Consider the following 19,175-nt stretch of genomic DNA (forward strand, 5'->3'; position numbering starts at 1 on the left):
GAGTCTCCGAGAAGTAGTTCGTCAGTTCGGACCAGGCTGCCATGTGTCGGGCCTCTTCCCTGCCGTTGGCGGTGCTGCTCATGGAATCGTAGGCGAGATCGTCCGGGCCCAGGTGGCATGGCACACCGTCCATGACCCGACGTACGTGAAGACATGTAAGAAAACCGCCCGGCTCCAACGATCTTTCGTTGGAACCGGGCGGTTCGGTGGTAGCGGGGGCAGGATTCGAACCTGCGACCTCCGGGTTATGAGCCCGGCGAGCTACCGAACTGCTCCACCCCGCGTCGGTGATGTGAACACTAGTCGCCCTCCCCCGGGGACTTCAAACCGAGGGGGCGTGCCCTTCCTCACCACCGTGTGAGGCAGGCGGCACGCAGGGCGCCACCGCGGCTCGGTCCCGAGGACGGCCGACGGGCGCCGGAGGAGCAGCCGCTCCCCCGACGCCCGCCGGTCACCGTCCGCTCACTTCTTGAGCTGGTTCTGCGCGTCCACCGCCCGCTGGACCGCGTCGTCGAGCCGCTTCTGCGCGTCGCCGTAGGCGGCCCAGTCGCCCTTCTCGCGAGCGGTGTCGGAGTCGTCCATGGCCGTCTGCGCGTCGGAGAGCGCCTGGTCGAGCTGAGCCTGCGGGTTGCCGGACGGCACCGCCGTCGCCGCGGTCCCCGCGCTCGGAGCGGCCGTGGCACTGGCCTGCGCCGTCGCGGCGTCGGTCGGCGCCGCCGTCCCCGAGGTATCGCCGACGGCGCCGGCGGCCGCGGCCTCGGCGTCGGAGGTGCCGTTGGCCGCCGCGGCGTCCCCGTTGACGACCTCCTCACCCGTGGTCGCGCCCGAGTCTCCGCCGAAGACCTGGTTGAGCGCCCCGGAGAGGGTGTCGTCGAAGCCGACCTTGTCGCCGAAGGACACGAGGACCTTCCGCAGCAGCGGGTACTGCGTGCCCGAGGAGGACTGGACGTACACCGGCTGCACGTAGAGCAGACCGCCGCCCACCGGCAGGGTCAGGAGGTTGCCCTTGATGACCTGGGAGCCCTGCTGGCTCAGGAGGTTGAGGGTCTGCGACGCCGTCGGGTCGGAGTCGAAGGTGTTCTGCACCTGGCCCGGTCCGGACACGTTCGAGGAGCGCGGCAGCTCGAGGAGCCGCAGCTTGCCGTAGTCCGGGTTCCTCACGCCGGCCTTGCCCGAGGAGGTCTCGGAGTCGACCGCGAGGAAGCCGGTGAGGACGTTCCTGTCCGTGTTGCCACCGATGATGTAGACGCTCGACAGGGAGAAGCTCGCCTTGTCCTGGTCCGGCATCTTGAGCGTGAGGTAGTACGGTGCCTGCGGCTCGTTGCCGGACTTCGTCGGGTCGTCGGGGACCTTCCAGAAGTCACCGCCGGAGTAGAAGTCGGCCGCGTTGGTCACGTGGTACTTCGCCATGATCGTGCGCTGGGCCTTGAACAGGTCCTCCGGGTAGCGCATGTGCGCCATGAGGTCGGCGCTCATCTCGCTCATCGGGGCGACCGTGCCGGGGAAGACGGCGGACCAGGCCCTGAGGACCGGGTCGTTGTCGTCCCACTGGTAAAGCTTGACGGAGCCGTCGTAGGCGTCGACGACCGCCTTGACGGAGTTGCGCACGTAGTTCGACTCGTCGGGCGCGCCGAGGAGCGTGGACTCCTGGTTCGTACCGTCGGCCGTGACGTCGGAGAGGGACTCGTGCTGGGAGTACGGGTAGTTGTTCGTCGTCGTGTACCCGTCGAGGATCCACACGACCCGCTTGGGCGTCTTGGGGTTGCCGTCCGTGTCGACGACCGCCGGGTAGGGGTTGCCGTCGAGGGTGAGCCACGGGGCCACCTTGGCGACGCGCTCCGCGGGGTCGCGGTCGTAGAGGATCTGCGAGCCCTTGTGGACCTCGTTGGAGAACAGGATGTTCATCTCCTGGAGCTTCACCGCGTAGAGGAGGCGGTTCCAGGGGTTCGAGATCGACGGACCGCCGTTGCCGGAGAACGTGGTGTTCACCTGGCCGGACTTGGCCGAGTCGTCCGGGTAGTCGAGCTCGCGGGGGCTGCCGCCGTCCTCGCCACCGACGATGGAGTACGACGGCGAGTCCTGCCCGAAATAGACGCGGGGCTCGTAGGTGCCCAGGTCGCCCTGGGACGGGATACCGCCCTCCCAGAAGGAGGGGTAGCCGCCAGAGGCCACGGTGTTGCCGTAGGCGGTGACGACGCCGTAACCGTGCGTGTAGACGGTGTGCTCGTTGACCCAGGTGCGCTGGCCGGAGTCGAGACCGTCAAGGTTGAGCTCGCGCACCGCGATGACGGTGTCGCGCGCGGAGTCCTGGACGCTGTAGCGGTCGACGTTGAGGTGGTCGGCGAAGGAGTAGTACTGCTTGTTCTGCTGCAGCTGCCGGAAGGTGGAGGACACGAGGTTCGGGTCGAGGAGCCGGATCGACGTCGTCGACTCGGCGTCCTCCTTGAGCTGGCCGGCCTCGGCGCTGGTCTTCGCGTTGTAGCTGGTCGTCTCGACGTCATCGAGGCCGTAGGCCGCCAGGGTGGCCTTGATGTTGCGCGAGATGTACGGCGACTCGGCGCTCTGCGCGTTGGGGTCGACGACGAACTTCTGGATGACGGCCGGGTAGACGCTCCCGATGAGCAGGGCCGAGACGATCGAGACGACGACGCCGGTCACGGGCAGCTTCCACGAGCGCGCCCGGATGGAGACGACGAAGAGCACGGCGATCGCGAGACCGATCGCCGCGAGGATGGCGTTCGCGGGAATCACGGCCTTGACGTCCGCGTAGCCGGCGCCGTCGAACTTGGAGTTCGAGGAGTACAGGGCCGAGTAGCGGCTGAGCCAGTACCCGATCGCCTGGAGGACGGAGAACACGGCGAGGAAGATCGCCAGGTGCCGCCGTGCCGGGCGCGTGAAGTGGGGGCGCCGGGAGACGGAGACGCCTCCGTAGAGGTAGTGGGTCACGAGGCTCGCGACGCCCGCGAAGACGGTCACGCGCGAGAGGTAGCCGACGATCGTCTTGAGCACCGGGAGGATGAAGACGTAGAAGGACACGTCGATGCCGAACTGGGGGTCCTTCACCCCGAAGGACTGCGAGTGCATCGCGAGGAGGATCTCGCGCCAGCTCGGCACGAGCTCCCAGGCGGCGCCGAGGAGGGCGAGCAGCGCCGGCAGGCCCCAGAGGAGGACCCGTCGCATCGGCTCGATCGCGGTGCGGTAGGACTCGAGGTTGCGGCCGGCCTCGTCATCGGGCAGGTGGATCTCGCGGTCCTTGTAGGCGCGGGACATGGCCAGGAAGACGGCCCCGAACATGAGGGCGAAGCCGACGACGAAGAGCACCGCCTTCGAGATCCACTCGGTCCAGATGATGCGCGAGAAGCCGAGCTGGTTGAACCAGAGGACCTCGGTCCACGTGCTCGACAGGAAGCCGAGGAGGACCGCGAGCGCGACGAGGATGCCGATGGTGAGCGCGAGAGGCCCAGGACGTCCTCGCTCGGCGCGGGCCCCGGCACCGCCACGGCCGCCTCCGCCGCCGTCACCGCCCCACCCGGTGGATCCGTTGCCGCCCCGGCCGGAGCCGGCGCGGGCCGTGCGCGCGGCGTCGGCGCGCCGGCGCACGCCCTCGAAGGGGTTGGAGCGGCCCGCACCGCGGCCCATGCCGAAGACGGCCGCAGGGTCGAAGGCGAAGGGGTTGTCCTCCTCGTCGTCGGAGGATCGGCGGGAGGAGCCCTGAGCACCCGCGGCGCGGTCGGCACCGCGGGATCGGTCCGTGCCGCCGGCCCGATCGGCCGGGCGCTCCTCCTGACCGTCCCCCGAGGAGGAGTGGTCAGGCCGCTGCGGGTCTCGGCCGGCGTCGGACTGGAAGAAGCCTCCGCGCACACGGCCCTCGCGGCTCGTGGCGTCGCCGGAGGAGCTCTCCTCCGCGCCGTCGTCGGGCTGGTCGATGGGCTCGTCGTCGGGCCTGTTCATCACGATCTCGCTCCGTGCTAGGGCCGGTGCGCGGGGCACGCACCGTGTCGTCACCGGCACCTGGGCGCCGGTAGCGCCATCGTCCCACAGGTCACGACAGCCACCCAAAACTCAGCCGCCTCCTGCCGGCGGGCGGAGCCAGCGGTTCACGGCGAGCGCAACGCGACGGCCCGCACCGGGCGCGTGGCGGGGCGTGCGACGTCCCGCCACGGGTGAGGATGACGGCATGAGCCGTCAGAGCCCCGAGTCCTCCCCCACCCAGCCCGCGCCCCGGTCCAAGCCCAGGGGTGCCCGCGAGACCGCCCTCTCGCGCGCCGTCGTCGAGCTCGAGGAGCACGTCGCCAGGCTCGGCTGGGAGGCGCCCGTCGGAGTCTTCGCGCTCGTGCGCACGGCCGCGGCCCTGGAGACCGACCCTGCCATCGCGGACATCCTCGACGACGAGGCCCTCGCAGCGGCGCGCACGGACCCCGAGTCCCTCACCGTCATCGAGCAGGAGGACCTGCCCGGCTCGGCCGACCTCGAGGACCTCCTGGGCCAGCTCGCCTGGCCGGAGTCCGTCGACGGCGTCGCCCTGTCCGTCGAGCGCCTCACCCTCCCTGCGGCCGCCGAGGCGGAGGCCGCCGCCATCGAGGACCCCGAGGAGCGCGTCGCCTTCCTCCAGAACCGTCCGGACCGCGACGACGTCCGCATCGTCGTCGGGGTCCTGCGCTCCGGCGAGTCCTGGTGCGCGATCCGTGCCCGTTCCAAGGACCACAAGCGCTCCGTCGCCCAGGGCGACACCCTCGTCCCCGGCCTCATCGAGGCACTGCGCGCCACGCTGCTCTGACTCCCTGACGGGCCGACGCCCGCAGGCGTCGGTCCTGCGTCACGACGACGGCCGCCCGGTCCCTCCCTCGCGGAAAGCACCGGGCGGCCGTTGAGGTCCGTGCCCGTCAGGCCGTGGGAGTCGGGCTGCCGCCCTCGTCCTCGTCCTCGCCGTCGTCGGACTCGTCAGTGGTGGAGCCGTCGTCAGGGTCCTCGACGGACGGCCCGTCACCGAGGCCCTCGGGGCTGTTCTCGTCGGCCTCCTGGGCGCCCTCGGCGTATCCGAGCGTCCCGTCCAGGAGCGAGGCGAGGTCGTCGTCGATCTCCGAGTCGAGGTCCTGCGCTGCGCGGCGCATGGCGAGGAAGTCCTCGGGGTTGGCGAGCTCCGACGGCGTCGGCATGACGTCGGGGTGCTGCCAGAAGGCGTCGCGCTCGGCGTCGCCGGCCTCGGCGCCGATCGTCTCCCACAGCTGCGCGGCCTCACGGACGAGCCGCGGGCGGAACTCGAGGCCGATGAGGCGGGCGAAGACCTGCTCGGCGACGCCGCCCTGGAGGCGACGGCGCCGCACCATCTCGCGCAGGGCGACGGCCCGCGGCAGGTGCGGGATCGTGGCCCGCGCGGTGACGACCTCGACCCAGCCCTCCACGAGCGCGAGAAGGGTCTCGAGGCGCTCGAGGGCCTCGGCCTGCGCCTGCGTCTCCTGCGGGGCGAACATGCCGCCCTCGAGGGCGGCGCGCAGCGCCTCCGGGTCGCTGGGGTCGACCTGGGCGACCGCCTGCTCGACGGCCTCGGTGTCGATGGTGATCTCGCGGGCGTAGGTCTCCACGGCGGCCATGAGCTGGCTGCGCAGCCACGGCACGTGGGCGTAGAGCCGCGCTGCGGCGGCCTCGCGGACTGCGAGGAACATGCGGACCTGGTCCTCGTCGGCCTCGAGGCCCTCCGCGAAGGCGGCGACGTTGGCCGGTACGAGCGCCGTGCCCGGCTCCTGGGTGAGAGGCAGGCCGACGTCGGTCGCGGAGACGGACTCCGCACCGAGCTGGCCGATGGCCTGGCCGAGCTGGAGCCCGAAGGCCGTCCCCGCCATGGAGCGCATGATCTTCGACAGCGCCCCCATCTGCTGCGTGGCGGCCGCCATCTCCGGCGGGAGCTGCTTCATCTGGCGCTCAAGGGCACCGGCCAGCGCGGTCGTGGCCGCCTCGGCCACGGGGGCGACGACCTCCTTCCACACCGGCAGGGTGCGCTCGACCCACGTCGAGCGGCTCCACGCCTCGCGACCGCCGGGGGCGGGCATGAGGTCGGTGGCGGTGTCGAGCCAGAGGTCGGCGACGGACAGGGCCTGGCGGACCTGCTCCGCGGACCCGGAGGTGACCGTCGGGTCTCCCGTGGCGCGGGCCGTCTGGAGGGCGAGGTCCTGCCCCATCTTCCAGTTGACGGGCTCGTCCGAGGACGCCGCGAAGACCTGCTGGAGCTGGGCGCGCATCGCCATGAGCTGGCCGGGACTCAGCTCGGACAGGTCGCCCATGCCGCTCATGCGGGCCAGCTGGGTGGGGTCGACGCCCGAGGAGCGCAGGGCGTCGACGGCGTCACCCGCCATCTCGGGGCCGAACATCGCGGAGAGCAGCTCCTCGATCTCGTCGAAGGGGTCCTCGCTCATGGGTCCTCCCGGGCCTCGGGGTCTGGTGCGGGCGCCCGGACGGCCGGGCCCCTGTAGAACAGGAGGATCGTGCCACGCATTCCTGGGCGCGAGCCATGCGTCACCCGGGACCGCTCGCGGCGCGCGGGTCCGCTGCGGGCGCATGACGGCGGGTGCCCCACAATGGCTCCCGTGACGCAGCAGAGCCCCAGCCCTCACCAGCAGCCCGCCGACGCCGCGAGGACGAGCGCCCCTGCCGAGGGCGCCTCACCCGAGGACGCCCCCGCCGACCGCGCAGCGGGTGGCAGCGGCAGCAGCGCCACGGTGAGCCCCGCAGCCGACGAGGAGGACGGGCCCGGCGCGGGCGGCGCCCGCGGCTCGCGCCGCCGTCACCGCCGTCGCCAGCTGACGACCCTCGGCGCCGGCGTCCTCGTCGCGGGTCTTCTCGTGGCCGGAGCCACCGTCCCGATCAACAAGGTCATCGAGGCGCCGGGCCCGACCTGGAACGTCCTGGAGGGCTCGACGAGCTCGACCCGCTCGACAGCGGGCTCCAGCGGAGCCGCGTCAGGCAGCTCCTCCGCGACGGGAGCCTCCGCGGGCGCCTCGGCCTCGGGCTCCTCCGCGATCCTCACGGTGACGGGCACGCGCACCTACGCGGCCGACGGCGCCCTGCGGATGACCACCGTCTCCATCATGGGGTGCCCCGGGTACAAGGTGACGGTCTTCAGCCTCATCGACGCCTGGCTCCACTCCGACCGGAAGGTCCTCGACCGCGACGCCGTCTGCCCCTCCTCGATGACCGCGGAGCAGGTCGACGCCGTCAACCAGGCTGAGATGACGAGCTCCCAGGACTCCGCCGTCGTCGCAGCCCTCATGGAGACCGGGCTCGCCAAGTCGATGGTCCTCACGATCGAGCAGGTCGCGGACGGCCAGAAGGACTCCGGTCTCAAGACCGGCGACGTCATCACCTCGGTCACCCCCGAGGGCGGGACGACGACGACGATCACCACCTACTCCCAGCTCCACGACCTCATGGAGACGATCGCGCCCGGCACGCGCGTGACCGTGGAACTCACGCGCGACGGCAAGGACACCTCAGCCACGCTCACGACCCTCGCCCCGTCGAGCGACGACCAGCGCAAGGGATCGATGCTCGGGGTGGCGCTGTCGGTGCGGGCCGACTCCGACGTCGACGCGACCTTCGGACTCTCCGACGTCGGCGGGCCCAGTGCCGGCACCATGCTCGCTCTCGGGATCATCGACGAGGTCACGCCGGGCGACCTCACCGGGGGCAAGGACATCGCCGGCACCGGCACGATCAGCGTGTCCGGGGAGGTCGGCGCGATCGGCGGCATCCAGCAGAAGATGGCCGGGGCGAAGGCCTCGGGCTCGGACTACTTCCTGGCACCGGCGTCCAACTGCGACGAGGTCGTCGGGCACGAGCCGGACGGGTTGAGCGTCTACGCCGTCTCGACGCTGCACGAGGCCGTCGAGACCGTGAAGGCGATCGCCGACGGGAAGACGTCGGGGCTGACCACCTGCGAGGCCGTCGAGGAGGAGTCGAGCGCAGCGGCGACCGCGAGCGCCGCCTCGTCCATGACACCGACCCCGTCGCCGACGGCGGCTGCCGGCGAGGCAGCCGTGGAGACCGCCACGGCGACAGCCACCGAGCACTGAGCACCGAGCGCCCTGCCCGGGCACGCACGAGGTCTGGGGAGGCCGCGCCGCCGCCCGGTTGTCCACAGGCCCCGACCGGGCTCTCGCGCCGGGCGCCGACCGGGTGCGAGGCTCGCGGCGGCCGCCCCACCGTCCCCAGCCGGCGGCCGGGAGGTTCCCGTGCGTGTGAGAGGCCAGTCCCCCGTCCTGTGGCGCTGCGAGGGCTCCAGCCAGATCGGCTCCGAGCCCGGGATCGCGCTCGTCGTCGAGGGCCTCGACGGCCCGGCCCAGCGCTTCCTGGACCGCCTGCCCGCCGAGGAGCGCGACGCCGGTCCGGGGTGGGTGCGGCTCGCTGCCCGGTGGGCGGGGCTCGCGGTGGAGGACGCCGAGGCGCTCGTCTCCGGGCTCCTCGATGCTGGTGCCCTCACCCGCGCGGAGGCGCCCCGGACGGCCGACGAGCGCTACTGGGACCTCCTGTGCGAGGAGCCGAGGGAGCGCAGCCGGGCCCTGGCGGGCTCGGTCGTGGGGCTGGTGGGCTCCGGGGAGCTCGCGCTCGAGGTCGCGTGCCTCCTGGAGGAGGCCGGGATCGGGTCTGTGCTCCCGCACGACCCGCCGCTGGCCGCCTGGCTGGAGGAGCATCGGCCGGGCCTCACCGTCCGTGCGCCGGCGTCGACGGTCCCGGACCTCGTCGTCACGCTGGATCCGCACGTCATCGACCCGGTGCGGGCGAGGGCCCTCGCACAGGCCGGCGCGGCGCAGCTCCCGGTGACGGTTCGGGCGGCGAGCGTGAGGGTCGGCCCCGTCCTGGGACCGGGGGCGCGGGTGTGCCACTCCTGCCTCGACCTGGCGGAGCGGGACGCGGACCCGGCGTGGCCGGTTGTCGCGACGCAGCTGAGGATGACGCCCGTCCCTGCGACCGAGCGCCTGCTCGTCCACCAGTCGGCCGCGCTGGCCACGCGGGCGGCGCTCGACGCGCTGCTGGGCGAGCCGTGGTGGGGCCGGAGCGTCGAGCTGAGCGGTCGCGACGCAGTGGGCCTCGAGCGGGAGTGGGAGCCGCACCCGGAGTGCCTGTGCTCGGCCGGGCTCGAGACGGCGGCTCCGGACCCTGGGGAGACGTCCGCGAGCCCGGGAGGACCCGGGCCCGGGCGGGCCGACTCAGCCGGGCTCTGAGGCCCTCCTCCTCGGCTGCTACTCGGAGGCGTCCGTGCCGCCGTGCTCGCGCACGATCCGCAGGACGTCGGCCCCGTACTCCTGGAGCTTGACGGCGCCGATGCCGCGGATGAGCGACAGCTGCGGAAGCGCCGTCGGCTTCACGACGGCGACAGAGCGCAGCGTCGCGTCGGCGAGCACGGTGTAGGCGGGCTTGGACCGCTCCTTGGCGACGCCGGCGCGCCAGGCCCGGAGCTCCTCGAAGAGGGCGACCGTGGCGGGGTCGTTCTCCTCCTCGAACTCGGCGGCGAGCTGCTTGGAGCGGGCCCGCTGGCTCGTGCCGGTCGAGCGGGTGCGGGAGGCGACCACTCCGGGGTCGTCGGCCGGCCAGATGCCGTCGAGGAAGCGGGAGGGCTTGCGCGAGGCGCGGCCGCCGGCGTTGCGGGCACGCGCGTAGGAGATGACGAGGTGCTCCCGGGCGCGGGTGACGCCCACGTAGAGCAGACGGCGCTCTTCCTCGATGGCGTCCGGCCCCTCGGCGAGCGAGATGGGCAGAAGGCCCTCGGAGGCGCCGATGAGGAGGACGGCGTCCCACTCCAGGCCCTTGGCGGCGTGCAGGGAGGACAGCGTCACTCCCTCCACGGTGGGGGCGTTCTGGGAGTCGGCGCGCTCCTGGAGCTCGGTGACGAGGCCGTCGACGTCCGCGCCGCGCTGCTTGGCGAGGTCGTCGGCGAGCTCGACGATGGCGTTGAGCGAGTCCCACCGCTCGCGCACGGCACCCCGGGCGCTCGGCGGCTCCTCGTTCCAGCCCTCGCGCGAGAGCACCATCCGCGCGTCCTGACCGAGGTCCCCGGTGAGGCTCGCGCGCTCGGTGCGGGCGGCGGCCCGCAGGACGACCATGGCGCGCTTGACCTCGGGGCGCTCGAAGAAGCGCTCGCCGCCGCGCACGAGGTAGCCGATCCCGGCGTCCGAGAGCGCCGACTCGACGGCCTCGGACTGCGAGTTGGTGCGGTAGAGGACGGCGATCTCGGACAGGGGGACCCCGGCGGCCTGGAGCCGCTGGACCTGGGTGACGACGCCCGCGGCCTCGGCGACGTCGTCGTCGTAGGACTCGTAGCGGACGGCGGGACCGGAGGGGCGCTGGGCGACGAGCTCGACGGCGCCCGCCGGCAGGGCGAGGCGCCCGCCCCCGCGACGCGAGCGCGACAGCACCCGGTTCGCCAGGGACACGACCTGCGGGGTGGAGCGGTAGTCACGGGAGAGGCGGACGGTGCGCGCGCCGTCGTAGCGCTGCGCGAAGTCCGTGAGGAAGCGGGGCGTGGCGCCGGTGAAGGAGTAGATCGTCTGGGAGACGTCGCCGACGACGCAGAGCTGGCGGCGGTTGCCGAGCCAGAGGTCGAGGAGGCGCTGCTGGAGCGGGGAGACGTCCTGGTACTCGTCGACGACGAAGTGCTTGTACTGGCCTCGGACCTGGGAGGCGATGTCGTCCCGGTCAAGGAGGACCCCGACGAGCAGAAGGAGGACGTCCTCGAAGTCGATGACGCCGCGCTCGGTCTTGGCCTCCTCGTAGGCCTCGAGGACGCGGGCGACGGCGGCCGGCTCGAGCCCGCCGACGTCGGTGCGGCCGGCGGACTGCGCTGCCTGCGCGTAGTCCTCCGGCAGGATCATGGAGACCTTGGCCCACTCGACCTCGGCGGCGAGGTCCCGGACGACCGCCTTGTCCGAGGGCATGCCGAGGCGCCGTGCGGCAGTGGCGACGAGGCCGGCCTTCCAGGGCTGGATCTCGGGCAGGCCGCCGCCGATCGCCGTGGGCCAGAAGTAGCGGAGCTGGCGCAGGGCGGCGGAGTGGAAGGTGCGGGCCTGGGCGCCGTGGACGCCCAGGTCCTTGAGGCGCGAGCGCATCTCCCCGGCGGCGCGGGAGGTGAAGGTGACGGCGAGGACCTGGGTGGGCTGGTAGGCGCCGACGGCGACGCCGTGGGCGATGCGGTAGGTGATGGCGCGGGTCTTGCCGGTGCCGGCGCCGGCGAGGACGCACAGCGCGCCCTCGAGGTGCTCGGCGACCTCCCGCTGGTCCGGGTCGAGCGCGTCGAGGAGCTCCGCGGGGCTCGGCGGTGCGAGGCGCGGGGCGGACGGCTGCTGGTTCGGGGAGGTCTGGCTCATCGTGGTCCCAGCCTGCCACGGCCCGACGACACGAACCGACGCGTTCCCTCAGCCGCGGATCTCCTCGCCGTACCAGTCCTCGATGAGCATCCGCGCGATCGAGGTCGACCCGGGCAGGACGACGTCCCCGGCCTCGACGGCAGCGGCGAGCTCGGCGCGCGAGAGCACGATAGCGCCCGTGACCTCCTCCTGGTCGGGACGGGCGACGTGCTCGCCCGGGGCGAGCCGGGCCCGGTACCCGAGCATGAGGGAGCGGGGGAAGGGCCAGGGCTGGGTGGCGACCTGCTCGACGGACGCGACGCGCAGGCCGGTCTCCTCCCCCACCTCGCGGACGACGGCGGCCTCGGCGGCCTCCCCGGCCTCGACGAAGCCGGCGACGGTCGAGTAGCGACCGGCGTCCCAGGCGGCTCCGTGGACGAGGACGATCCGGTCGGCGTCGTCGGTGACGGCCATGATGACGGCCGGGTCGGTGCGGGGGAACTGGAGGGCACCGCAGCCGGTGCAGCGGCGTGCCCATCCCGACTCGACGGGCTCGGTGCGCGACCCGCAGGAGGGGCAGTAGTGGTTGCGGGCGTGCCAGGCGGCGAGGGCCGCGGCGGGCGTGGCGAGCCCGGCGTCGTGGGCCGTGAGCTCGTCGCCGACGGCGCGCAGGGCGGACAGCGGGTAGCGCTCCAGGGCGTCGGCGAGGTCGGGATGGGGGCGGGAGGCGCCCTCGGCGTCGTCGGGCTCCGCGGCGGCGGCGCCGTCCGCGGGGACGACGACGGCGAGCCACGACGTCCCGGCGCCGTCGCCCGGCTCGCTGCCCAGGTAGAAGGTCTCCAGGCCCGTGGGGTCGACGTCGGTGGCCGTGAGGGGGGCGAGGTGGGGTCGTGGGCGTGCGGGACGGTCCTGGAACCCGGTGCGCTGGTCCTGGCGCTCCTGCTCCTCCTCGCCGGTGTCGGCGCCCTCGACGACGTCGTGGGCGGCCGCGCCTGGCGTGCCCGTGGGCAGCGCGTCCACCGGCCATGAGGGCGGCGTCAGGCCGTTCTCGGGCAGCTCCGGGTGGGAGGCGGGCACGTCGAGCGCGACGCGTCCGCGGGCGTCGACGAGGACGAGGCGGGTAGCAGGGTCGGCGGCAAGGCTGTTGAGCAGGCCTGGCTCGCGGCGGCGAGCGGCGTCGCGGTCGACGGTGAGGCGGGACAGGGAGCGGCGGCCGAAGGCGTCCTCGTCCCATCGCTCGGGCTCGTCGACGCGCCACGGGGAGCGGCGCAGGGCGCTCGTGGGGGTGCTCGTGGCGGCGGCGTCGGTGAGGTCGTTCCGTGAGGTGCTCATGGCCTCACCCTAGGCTGCGACCATGACCGCCTCCCCCAGCGTCCGCCAGGTCCCCACGGCGCCGGTGCGCGCCTACCTCGACCACGCGGCGACGGCTCCGCTGCGGCCCGAGGTCGTGGAGCAGATGACGCGAGACCTCGCCGACGGCCTCGCGTCGGGCACGCGGCCGCGGGCGAACCCGGCGGCGCAGCACGCCTCCGGGCGGCGGGACGGGGCGAGGCTGGCCGAGGCCCGCGCCAGGCTGGCCGCAGCACTCGGCGTCGACCCGCACGAGGTGCTGCTGACCTCGGGCGGCACGGAGGCGGACGCCCTCGCCGTCACGGGCAGGGTGCTCGCCGCCCGCTCGGCCGGTGTCGAACGGCCCGACGTCGTCATCTCGCCGACGGAGCACCCGGCGGTGCAGGACACGGCACGCGTCTGCGAGGCGGTGCACGGCGCGCACGTCACCGAGCTCGCGGTGGACGCCGCTGGGCGCGTCGAGCCGGGTTCGGTCGAGGACGCCGTCTCTACGGCGGACGTCGCCGTCGTGTCCGTCATGACGGCGAACAACGAGACGGGGCTCGTGCAGGACGTCGCGGGCGTCGTCGAGGCGGTGCGGCGCGCCTCCGGCGTGACACGTCCCGGGGAGGCGGGCTACGTGCCGGTGCACTCTGACGCTGTCGCCGCCGTCGGGCACGTCCCCGTGGACGTGCACGGCTGGGGCCTGGACGCGCTCACGCTCACCGGTCACAAGCTCGGGGCACCGGTCGGGACCGGGGCGCTCATCGCGCGGCGCGACCTCGCCCTCGTCTTCCCGACCGGGGGCGGGCGGCAGGAGCGCGGGCTGCGCTCGGGTACCGCGGACGTCGCCGGCGCGCGGGCGCTGGCACTCGCCGTCGAGCTGGCGATGGCGGAGCGCGAGGCGGAGGCGGCTCGCCTCGAGCTGCTGCGGTCCGAGGTACTGGCGAGGGCGACGGCCCTGCCCGGTGTGCACGCGACGCTGCCGGACGACGCTCCCCACCTGCCGGGGACGGCGCACCTGTGGTTCGAGGACGGCGACACCGAGGCGCTCCTCATGGGGCTCGACATGGCGGGGGTCGACGTCTCGGCGGGGTCGGCGTGCCACGCCGGCGTCACGCAGTCGAGCCACGTGCTCCTCGCGATGGGCTTCGACGACGAGGCGGCGCGCTCGACCCTGCGGGTGACGATGGGGCCGACGACGACGCACGGTGACGTCGAGCGCCTGCTGGCGGCCCTGCCGCGGGCGCTGGAGATGGCGCGACGGACGCAGGCGGCGAAGCGGCGCTGAGGGACCGTGCTGCCGGCAACCGGCAGGAGACGGAGTGTGGAGCCCTGCGCTCCGCAAGGGCCGCAGGTTCTCCACAGGGAGCCGGTAGGCGGTGGCTGCGGGCCGGAGGGTCTCGATATGGTCACGGAGGCGCGGCCGGCCGCTGGCTCTCCTGGCTCTGGCGGCGGGTCGCGCGCCCCACACCGCCCGAGATCCCCAACGTCGGAGGTCCCCCGTGCTCCCCGTCTCCCCCTCAGCCTCACACGCGCAGGCCTCCGCCAGGCCAGTGCTCCGACGTCGTCTGGGCGCACTCACCGCTGCGGCGGTCCTGATCGTGAGTGCGGTGGCGTGCTCCGGCGGTGGGACGAGCGCAGGGACAGGGGCGAGCCCCACCGTGGACCCGTACGACGTGGCGGCCTCCATGCGGGCGGATGACGGTGCGACGGCAACGTCCTCGGTCTCCTTGTCCCCTCAGGACGCCGCTGCGCGGGCGACGGCGCTCGCGATGGAGGCACCGGAGAAGCCGGCGAGAATGAGCGAGAACTCCCCTGAGGGAGCAGTAGCCGCGGCCGAGTACTTCATCAGCCTGTACCCCTACGTCTACGCGACGGGCGACCTGGCCGAGTGGGACGCCATGAGCGAGGAGAGCTGCGTCTTCTGCTCCTCGGTCCACGACAACGTCACGGAGCTGCACGACAGCGGCGGATGGGCCGAACCCGGTACCGCAGACGTAAACAGCGCAACCGTCGAACCGCCAGCAGATGGATACGAGTACTCGGCCGTCACCCTTCTGACGACCACGTCACCAAACCAGTTGCACGACATGAGTACTTCATCGACGTCGAAATCGTCTGCCGGAGCGACCTCAGCTCCCACACAGTCGTCGATCACCGTTGCGATCCGATACTCGGAGCAGCACTGGTCCATCGGAGGCGTCCAGACGAAATGAGGAGATCGTCGGGGCTCGTACTTGGTCTCGTAGTGGTTGCCGCGCTGACTGGCTACAGTCCATCCGCTCAAGCATCGACCGATGGCGAAGCCTTTTTCTCGACAGAAGCCCAGGATGACGCCATGACCATGACCGGCCGCGTAACCAAAGAGATCCCGGTTTCGGCATCGGAAGTAGCCGGGCCCCCCGCAGCGGCCCACTCAGGAGCGCCTGCCTCATCCACTCGTCACGCTGCCTCGGGGACCCGCTACGTCGGCCCACGCTCGTCCATCAAGTCGACCATGTCGCCGGCGGGCCTCCCCTGCCTGACTTCCGCTGAGATCAAGGCCTCAGCCTCCGCGCGCGGCGGCGGCTGCTCCCGCGTGGTCCCGGCCGCGACGCCCGTTGACCCAGCGTCCCCGGCTCAGCCAGCGCGAGCGGCGGCGGCCGCACCAGCACCGGAGCCCATCGTCATCACGAGCACCGACGTCACGCGGCTGATGGTCGACGGCTCCGGCATCACCCGCCAGCCACCCGGCACCGAGGTCCTCATCAACCTCGACGCCATCGTCTACACCTCCGACGACCCCCGCACCCTCACCACCGAGGTCAACGGCACCCCCGTCACCGTCAAGGCGACCCCGACAAGCTACACCTGGTCCTGGGGCGACGGCTCCTCCACGACCACCACCGACCCTGGCGCCGCCTATCCGAACCAGACCGTCACGCACCACTACGCCTCCACCGCCCAAGACGTCTCGATCAGCCTCACCACCACCTGGGACGCGACCTTCACCCCCGAGGGCCAGGACACCCAGCCCGTCACCGGCACCATCACCACCCGGGACACCACGCCGCCCTTCGACGTCGTCCGCACCATCTCCTACCTCACCGACGACGCCGAGGAGGCTCAGGGCCACTGACCCGGCGCAGCGCCGACACGACCGACCCTGACACAACCGGTCCCACCACGCCGAGCTCCACCGCGGCACCGTCCTCGTACCGTCCCGCCCTGTACCCAAGTCCTCCTCCAACCCTCGACCGCCCCGAGCGCCCGGCGTTAGGCTGCCCGGGCCCGTCAGCCGACCGTGCCCGGGCAGGAGGGATCCCCGTGCGCGTCCTCGCGGCACTGTCCGGCGGAGTCGACTCGGCCGTGGCCGCAGCCCGCGCCGTCGACGCCGGCCACGACGTCGTCGGCGTCCACATGGCCCTCACCCGCAACCGCGCCCAGACCCGCTCCGGCTCCCGCGGCTGCTGCTCCATCGAGGACGCGGGCGACGCCCGCTGGGCCGCGGAGATCCTCGGCATCCCCTTCTACGTCTGGGACCTGTCCGAGGAGTTCGAGGAGCGCGTCGTCGACGACTTCCTCTCCGAGTACCGCGCCGGCCGCACCCCCAACCCGTGCGTGCGCTGCAACGAGCGCGTCAAGTTCGACGCCCTGCTCGAGCGGGGCCTCGCCATGGGCTTCGACGCCGTCGCCACCGGCCACTACGCCCGTCTCACCGGCGGCGCCGCCTCCGGCCGCCCGGGCGACGAGACCGGCCTCACCCTCTCGCGCGCGGCCGACCACGCCAAGGACCAGTCCTACGTCCTCGCCGTCTCCGGGCCCCGGGGTCTTGCCCGTGCGCTCTTCCCACTCGGCGACGCTCCCTCCAAGGCGGAGGTGCGCGCGGAGGCCGAGCGCCGCGGCCTGCCCGTCGCCTCGAAGCCGGACTCCTACGACATCTGCTTCGTGGCCGACGGCGACACTCGTGGTTTTCTCCAGCGCTCCCTCGGCGTCCAGGAGGGTGCCATGGTCTCCCCCGACGGCGAGGTCCTGGGCACGCACGGCGGCTACTTCGGCTTCACCGTCGGCCAGCGCAAGGGTCTCGGCCTCACGCACCCGGCCCCGGACGGCCGCCCGCGCTACGTCATCGAGACGCGACCCGAGACGAACGAGGTCGTCGTCGGCCCCGAGGAGCTGCTCTCACGCACCACGGTCGACGCGAGCTCCCTCGTTCTCCTCGCCGAGCCCGGTGACGTCGGCGGAACGACGGGCTGGCCGGACGTCACCGTGCAGGTCCGTGCGCACGGCCGCCCGGTGCCCGCTGAGGTGAGCGTCGACGTGACCGCAGGGACGCTCCACGCCGACCTCCGCCAGCCGCTCCGCGGACTCGCGGCCGGCCAGAGCGTCGTCGTCTACGGGGGCGAGTCCGGCGAGCAGGTCCTCGCCCAGGCGACCGTCGCCTGACCGCACGTCATCCCGCGCGCGCCGGACTGGACAGGCCGCCCGCAGCACCCGGTCCCGGGTCACCGAACGAGATCGACCGTCAATGCACCGCTCGACCGTCCGATTTCCGGAAATCAGGCGGTCGAGCGGTGCATTGACGGTCGACGGGCGGGGGCCGGGCGAGCGTGAGCCGCGCCCGGCGCATGCTCAGGCGCGCAGCGCGGCGAGCTCCTCGACGAGCTGGGGCACGACCTCGGTGACGTCGCCGACGACGCCGAAGTCCGCCATCTCGAAGATCGGGGCCTCGGAGTCGTCGCAGACCGCGACGATCGTGCCGGCGCCCTGGATGCCGGAGGTGTGGTGGACCGCCCCGGAGACGCCGAGACCGATGTAGAGGCGCGGCGCGACCGAGGAGCCGGTCTGCCCGACCTGCGCGCTGCGCTCGATCCAGCCCTCGTCGCAGGCGACGCGGGTCGCGCCGACGGCGGCACCGAGCGGGTCGGCCAGCGAGTGGACGAGGTCGAAGTCGCCGTCGACCCCGCGCCCGCCGACGACGACGGTGCGCGCCTCGGTGAGGACCGGCCCGGAGGCGGCCGCGGTGGCCTCGCGCGAGACGAGGCGGACGGCAAGGGCCTCGGGGCTGAGGACGACGTCGAGGGGCTCGACCGCCAGCGGCGCCGCCCCCTCCTCGACGCGCGCCTCGAAGGCGCCGGGCCGGACCGCGACGACGGGAGCGCGGCCGGCGTCCGGGGTCACGGAGATCGTCGTGGACCAGGAGCCGGAGAGGACCAGCTTGCCGGCGCGCAGCTCACCGTCCGCGACCTCGAGCTCGGCAGCGTCCGAGGTGGCGGCGGAGTCGAGGAGGACGGCGGCACGGCCGGCGAGCTCCTTGCCGCGGTAGTCGGAGATGACGAGCGCGGCGGCGGCGCCGGTGGCGCGCGCGGCGGAGACGAGGGCGTCGGCAGCGGCGGCCGCCTGGGTCTCGTGGCCGTCGAGGTCGGCGATGAGCAGGCGGGTGGCGCCGGCGCCGGCGAGCTGCGAGGAGGTCGTGGCACCGGGCGTGCCGAGCACGAGGGCGATGACGTCATCGCTCGTGAGGGTCCGGGCGGCGTTGAGGAGCTCGAGCGAGGGGCCGGTCGGTCGGGCGTCAGTCGCGGCCGCGGCGTCGGCGTGCTCCCCCTGGCCCTCGATGTCGACGAGGACGAGCACGGGTGCGGACAGGGTCTCAGTCATGTTGTTGCGTCCTTCAGGCTTTCGTGCGCGCTCAGGCGAGCTTGTTCTCGACGAGCCAGGCGGCGAGCTCGCGCCCGGCCTCCCCGGCGTCGGTGCGGATGATCCCGGCCTCGCGGGCGGGGCGCTCCTCGGCGGAGACGACGCCGATGGCCGGCGTCGCGCCCTCGAGGGCGAGGTCGGCGAGGCTCCACTCGTCCAGGGGCTTCTTCTTCGCCGCGCGCATGGCGGCGAAGTTGGGGTAGCGGGGCTCGTTGGCCTGGTCGGTAACGGAGACGAGCGCGGGCGTCGGGGCGGTGAGCACCTCGCGGGTCGTGCCGACGGCGCGGGTGACGGTGAGGCTGTCGGCCCCCTCGACCTCGATCCCGGTGGCGAGCGTGAGGGCAGGGACGCGCAGCGCCGCGGCGAGGGCCCCGGGCAGCATCGAGGTCATGGCGTCCAGGGAGGCCATGCCGGTGATGACGAGGTCGACGTCGCCGAGCCCCTCCTCGCCCGGCTCGACCCCGCCGACGCGGCGGATCGCCGCGGCGAGGGTGCGGGCGGTGGTCACGACGTCGGATCCCGCGAGCTCGTCGTCGCTCACGAGGACGGCGGAGTCGGCGCCCATCTGGAGGGCGCGGCGCAGACCGTCCTCGGCGTCCTCGGGACCCATGGTGAGGGCGATGACCTCGCCGCCGAGGTCCTCGACGAGGGAGACGGCGGCCTCCACGGCGTTCTCGTCGAGCTCGTTGAGGACGTCGTCCTCGCCGCGGACCAGCCGCCCGTCCTCGAGGCGGCGCTCGGACTGCACGTCAGGGACGTGCTTGATGCAGACCACGATTTTCATGCGTCCAAGGTTGCCATATACGGCGAGGCGCTCGACCGGCGTCTCCGGCG

13 protein-coding genes and 1 tRNA gene are annotated in these 19,175 nt (G+C 73.2%); 7 read left to right on the forward strand and 7 right to left on the reverse strand.

The window, feature by feature from the left end; translation table 11 throughout:
- Nucleotides 1-207: 207 nt before the first annotated feature.
- Nucleotides 208-284 (reverse strand) — tRNA-Met (locus IXW69_RS00075).
- Nucleotides 285-462: 178 nt separating this feature from the next.
- Complete coding sequence (locus IXW69_RS00080) at nucleotides 463-3,954, reverse strand: UPF0182 family membrane protein (protein ID WP_407646496.1); 3,492 nt, start codon at nucleotides 3,952-3,954, stop codon at nucleotides 463-465.
- A 223-nt stretch (nucleotides 3,955-4,177) separates the two neighbouring features.
- Between IXW69_RS00080 and IXW69_RS00085 the strand changes: the two genes are divergently transcribed.
- Nucleotides 4,178-4,777, forward strand: a complete 600-nt coding sequence (locus IXW69_RS00085) for a PPA1309 family protein (RefSeq protein ID WP_194784369.1) — start codon at nucleotides 4,178-4,180, stop codon at nucleotides 4,775-4,777.
- A gap of 106 nt (nucleotides 4,778-4,883) precedes the next feature.
- Here IXW69_RS00085 and IXW69_RS00090 read toward each other — a convergent pair whose 3' ends face one another.
- On the reverse strand, nucleotides 4,884-6,410 hold the full coding sequence (locus IXW69_RS00090; protein WP_194784370.1) for a zinc-dependent metalloprotease: 1,527 nt from the start codon (nucleotides 6,408-6,410) through the stop codon (nucleotides 4,884-4,886).
- Nucleotides 6,411-6,581: 171 nt separating this feature from the next.
- On the opposite strand from IXW69_RS00090, the gene IXW69_RS00095 reads away from it, so the two are divergent.
- Both IXW69_RS00095 and IXW69_RS00100 read left to right on the forward strand, forming a co-directional pair.
- Entirely contained in the window at nucleotides 6,582-8,066 is a 1,485-nt protein-coding gene (locus tag IXW69_RS00095) for a YlbL family protein (protein ID WP_323745083.1), read from the forward strand.
- A 165-nt stretch (nucleotides 8,067-8,231) separates the two neighbouring features.
- Entirely contained in the window at nucleotides 8,232-9,215 is a 984-nt protein-coding gene (locus IXW69_RS00100; protein ID WP_194784372.1) for a thiamine biosynthesis protein ThiF, read from the forward strand.
- Nucleotides 9,216-9,233: 18 nt separating this feature from the next.
- On the opposite strand, the gene IXW69_RS00105 is transcribed toward IXW69_RS00100, so the two are convergent.
- Both IXW69_RS00105 and nudC read right to left on the reverse strand, forming a co-directional pair.
- Nucleotides 9,234-11,354 carry an ATP-dependent DNA helicase UvrD2 gene (locus IXW69_RS00105; RefSeq protein ID WP_194784373.1) on the reverse strand — a complete coding sequence of 707 codons (2,121 nt, stop codon included), beginning with the start codon at nucleotides 11,352-11,354 and terminating at the stop codon, nucleotides 9,234-9,236.
- Nucleotides 11,355-11,402: 48 nt separating this feature from the next.
- The gene (gene nudC, locus IXW69_RS00110) at nucleotides 11,403-12,665 is read right to left on the reverse strand and encodes an NAD(+) diphosphatase (RefSeq protein ID WP_194784374.1); all 1,263 of its coding nucleotides are present in this window, start codon (nucleotides 12,663-12,665) and stop codon (nucleotides 11,403-11,405) included.
- Between the two features lie 22 nt (nucleotides 12,666-12,687).
- On the opposite strand from nudC, the gene IXW69_RS00115 reads away from it, so the two are divergent.
- From IXW69_RS00115 to mnmA, 4 genes are all read left to right on the forward strand, one after another.
- Nucleotides 12,688-13,953 carry a cysteine desulfurase family protein gene (locus IXW69_RS00115; RefSeq protein ID WP_194784375.1) on the forward strand — a complete coding sequence of 422 codons (1,266 nt, stop codon included), beginning with the start codon at nucleotides 12,688-12,690 and terminating at the stop codon, nucleotides 13,951-13,953.
- 373 nt (nucleotides 13,954-14,326) lie between these two features.
- On the forward strand, nucleotides 14,327-14,881 hold the full coding sequence (locus tag IXW69_RS00120; protein WP_194784376.1) for a DUF6318 family protein: 555 nt from the start codon (nucleotides 14,327-14,329) through the stop codon (nucleotides 14,879-14,881).
- Between the two features lie 479 nt (nucleotides 14,882-15,360).
- Nucleotides 15,361-15,783 carry a hypothetical protein gene (locus IXW69_RS00125; protein ID WP_194784377.1) on the forward strand — a complete coding sequence of 141 codons (423 nt, stop codon included), beginning with the start codon at nucleotides 15,361-15,363 and terminating at the stop codon, nucleotides 15,781-15,783.
- A 188-nt stretch (nucleotides 15,784-15,971) separates the two neighbouring features.
- Entirely contained in the window at nucleotides 15,972-17,090 is a 1,119-nt protein-coding gene (mnmA, locus tag IXW69_RS00130; RefSeq protein ID WP_194784378.1) for a tRNA 2-thiouridine(34) synthase MnmA, read from the forward strand.
- Between the two features lie 186 nt (nucleotides 17,091-17,276).
- Here mnmA and IXW69_RS00135 read toward each other — a convergent pair whose 3' ends face one another.
- On the reverse strand, nucleotides 17,277-18,302 hold the full coding sequence (locus IXW69_RS00135; RefSeq protein WP_194784379.1) for an electron transfer flavoprotein subunit alpha/FixB family protein: 1,026 nt from the start codon (nucleotides 18,300-18,302) through the stop codon (nucleotides 17,277-17,279).
- Nucleotides 18,303-18,333: 31 nt separating this feature from the next.
- Nucleotides 18,334-19,125 carry an electron transfer flavoprotein subunit beta/FixA family protein gene (locus IXW69_RS00140; RefSeq protein ID WP_194784380.1) on the reverse strand — a complete coding sequence of 264 codons (792 nt, stop codon included), beginning with the start codon at nucleotides 19,123-19,125 and terminating at the stop codon, nucleotides 18,334-18,336.
- Nucleotides 19,126-19,175 lie beyond the last annotated feature (50 nt).

Source organism: Actinomyces haliotis (assembly GCF_015355765.1).
Taxonomy (GTDB): Bacteria; Actinomycetota; Actinomycetes; order Actinomycetales; family Actinomycetaceae; genus Actinomyces; species Actinomyces haliotis.

Bases quoted from the DNA above. Each gene is read 5' to 3' on its own strand.
- IXW69_RS00135 (WP_194784379.1), bottom strand. From the start codon at position 18,302: ATGACTGAGACCCTGTCCGCACCCGTGCTCGTCCTCGTCGACATCGAG.
- IXW69_RS00090 (WP_194784370.1), bottom strand. From the start codon at position 6,410: ATGAGCGAGGACCCCTTCGACGAGATCGAGGAGCTGCTCTCCGCGATG.
- IXW69_RS00085 (WP_194784369.1), top strand. From the start codon at position 4,178: ATGAGCCGTCAGAGCCCCGAGTCCTCCCCCACCCAGCCCGCGCCCCGG.
- IXW69_RS00125 (WP_194784377.1), top strand. From the start codon at position 15,361: ATGGTCGACGGCTCCGGCATCACCCGCCAGCCACCCGGCACCGAGGTC.
- IXW69_RS00105 (WP_194784373.1), bottom strand. From the start codon at position 11,354: ATGAGCCAGACCTCCCCGAACCAGCAGCCGTCCGCCCCGCGCCTCGCA.
- IXW69_RS00140 (WP_194784380.1), bottom strand. From the start codon at position 19,125: ATGAAAATCGTGGTCTGCATCAAGCACGTCCCTGACGTGCAGTCCGAG.
- nudC (WP_194784374.1), bottom strand. From the start codon at position 12,665: ATGAGCACCTCACGGAACGACCTCACCGACGCCGCCGCCACGAGCACC.
- IXW69_RS00115 (WP_194784375.1), top strand. From the start codon at position 12,688: ATGACCGCCTCCCCCAGCGTCCGCCAGGTCCCCACGGCGCCGGTGCGC.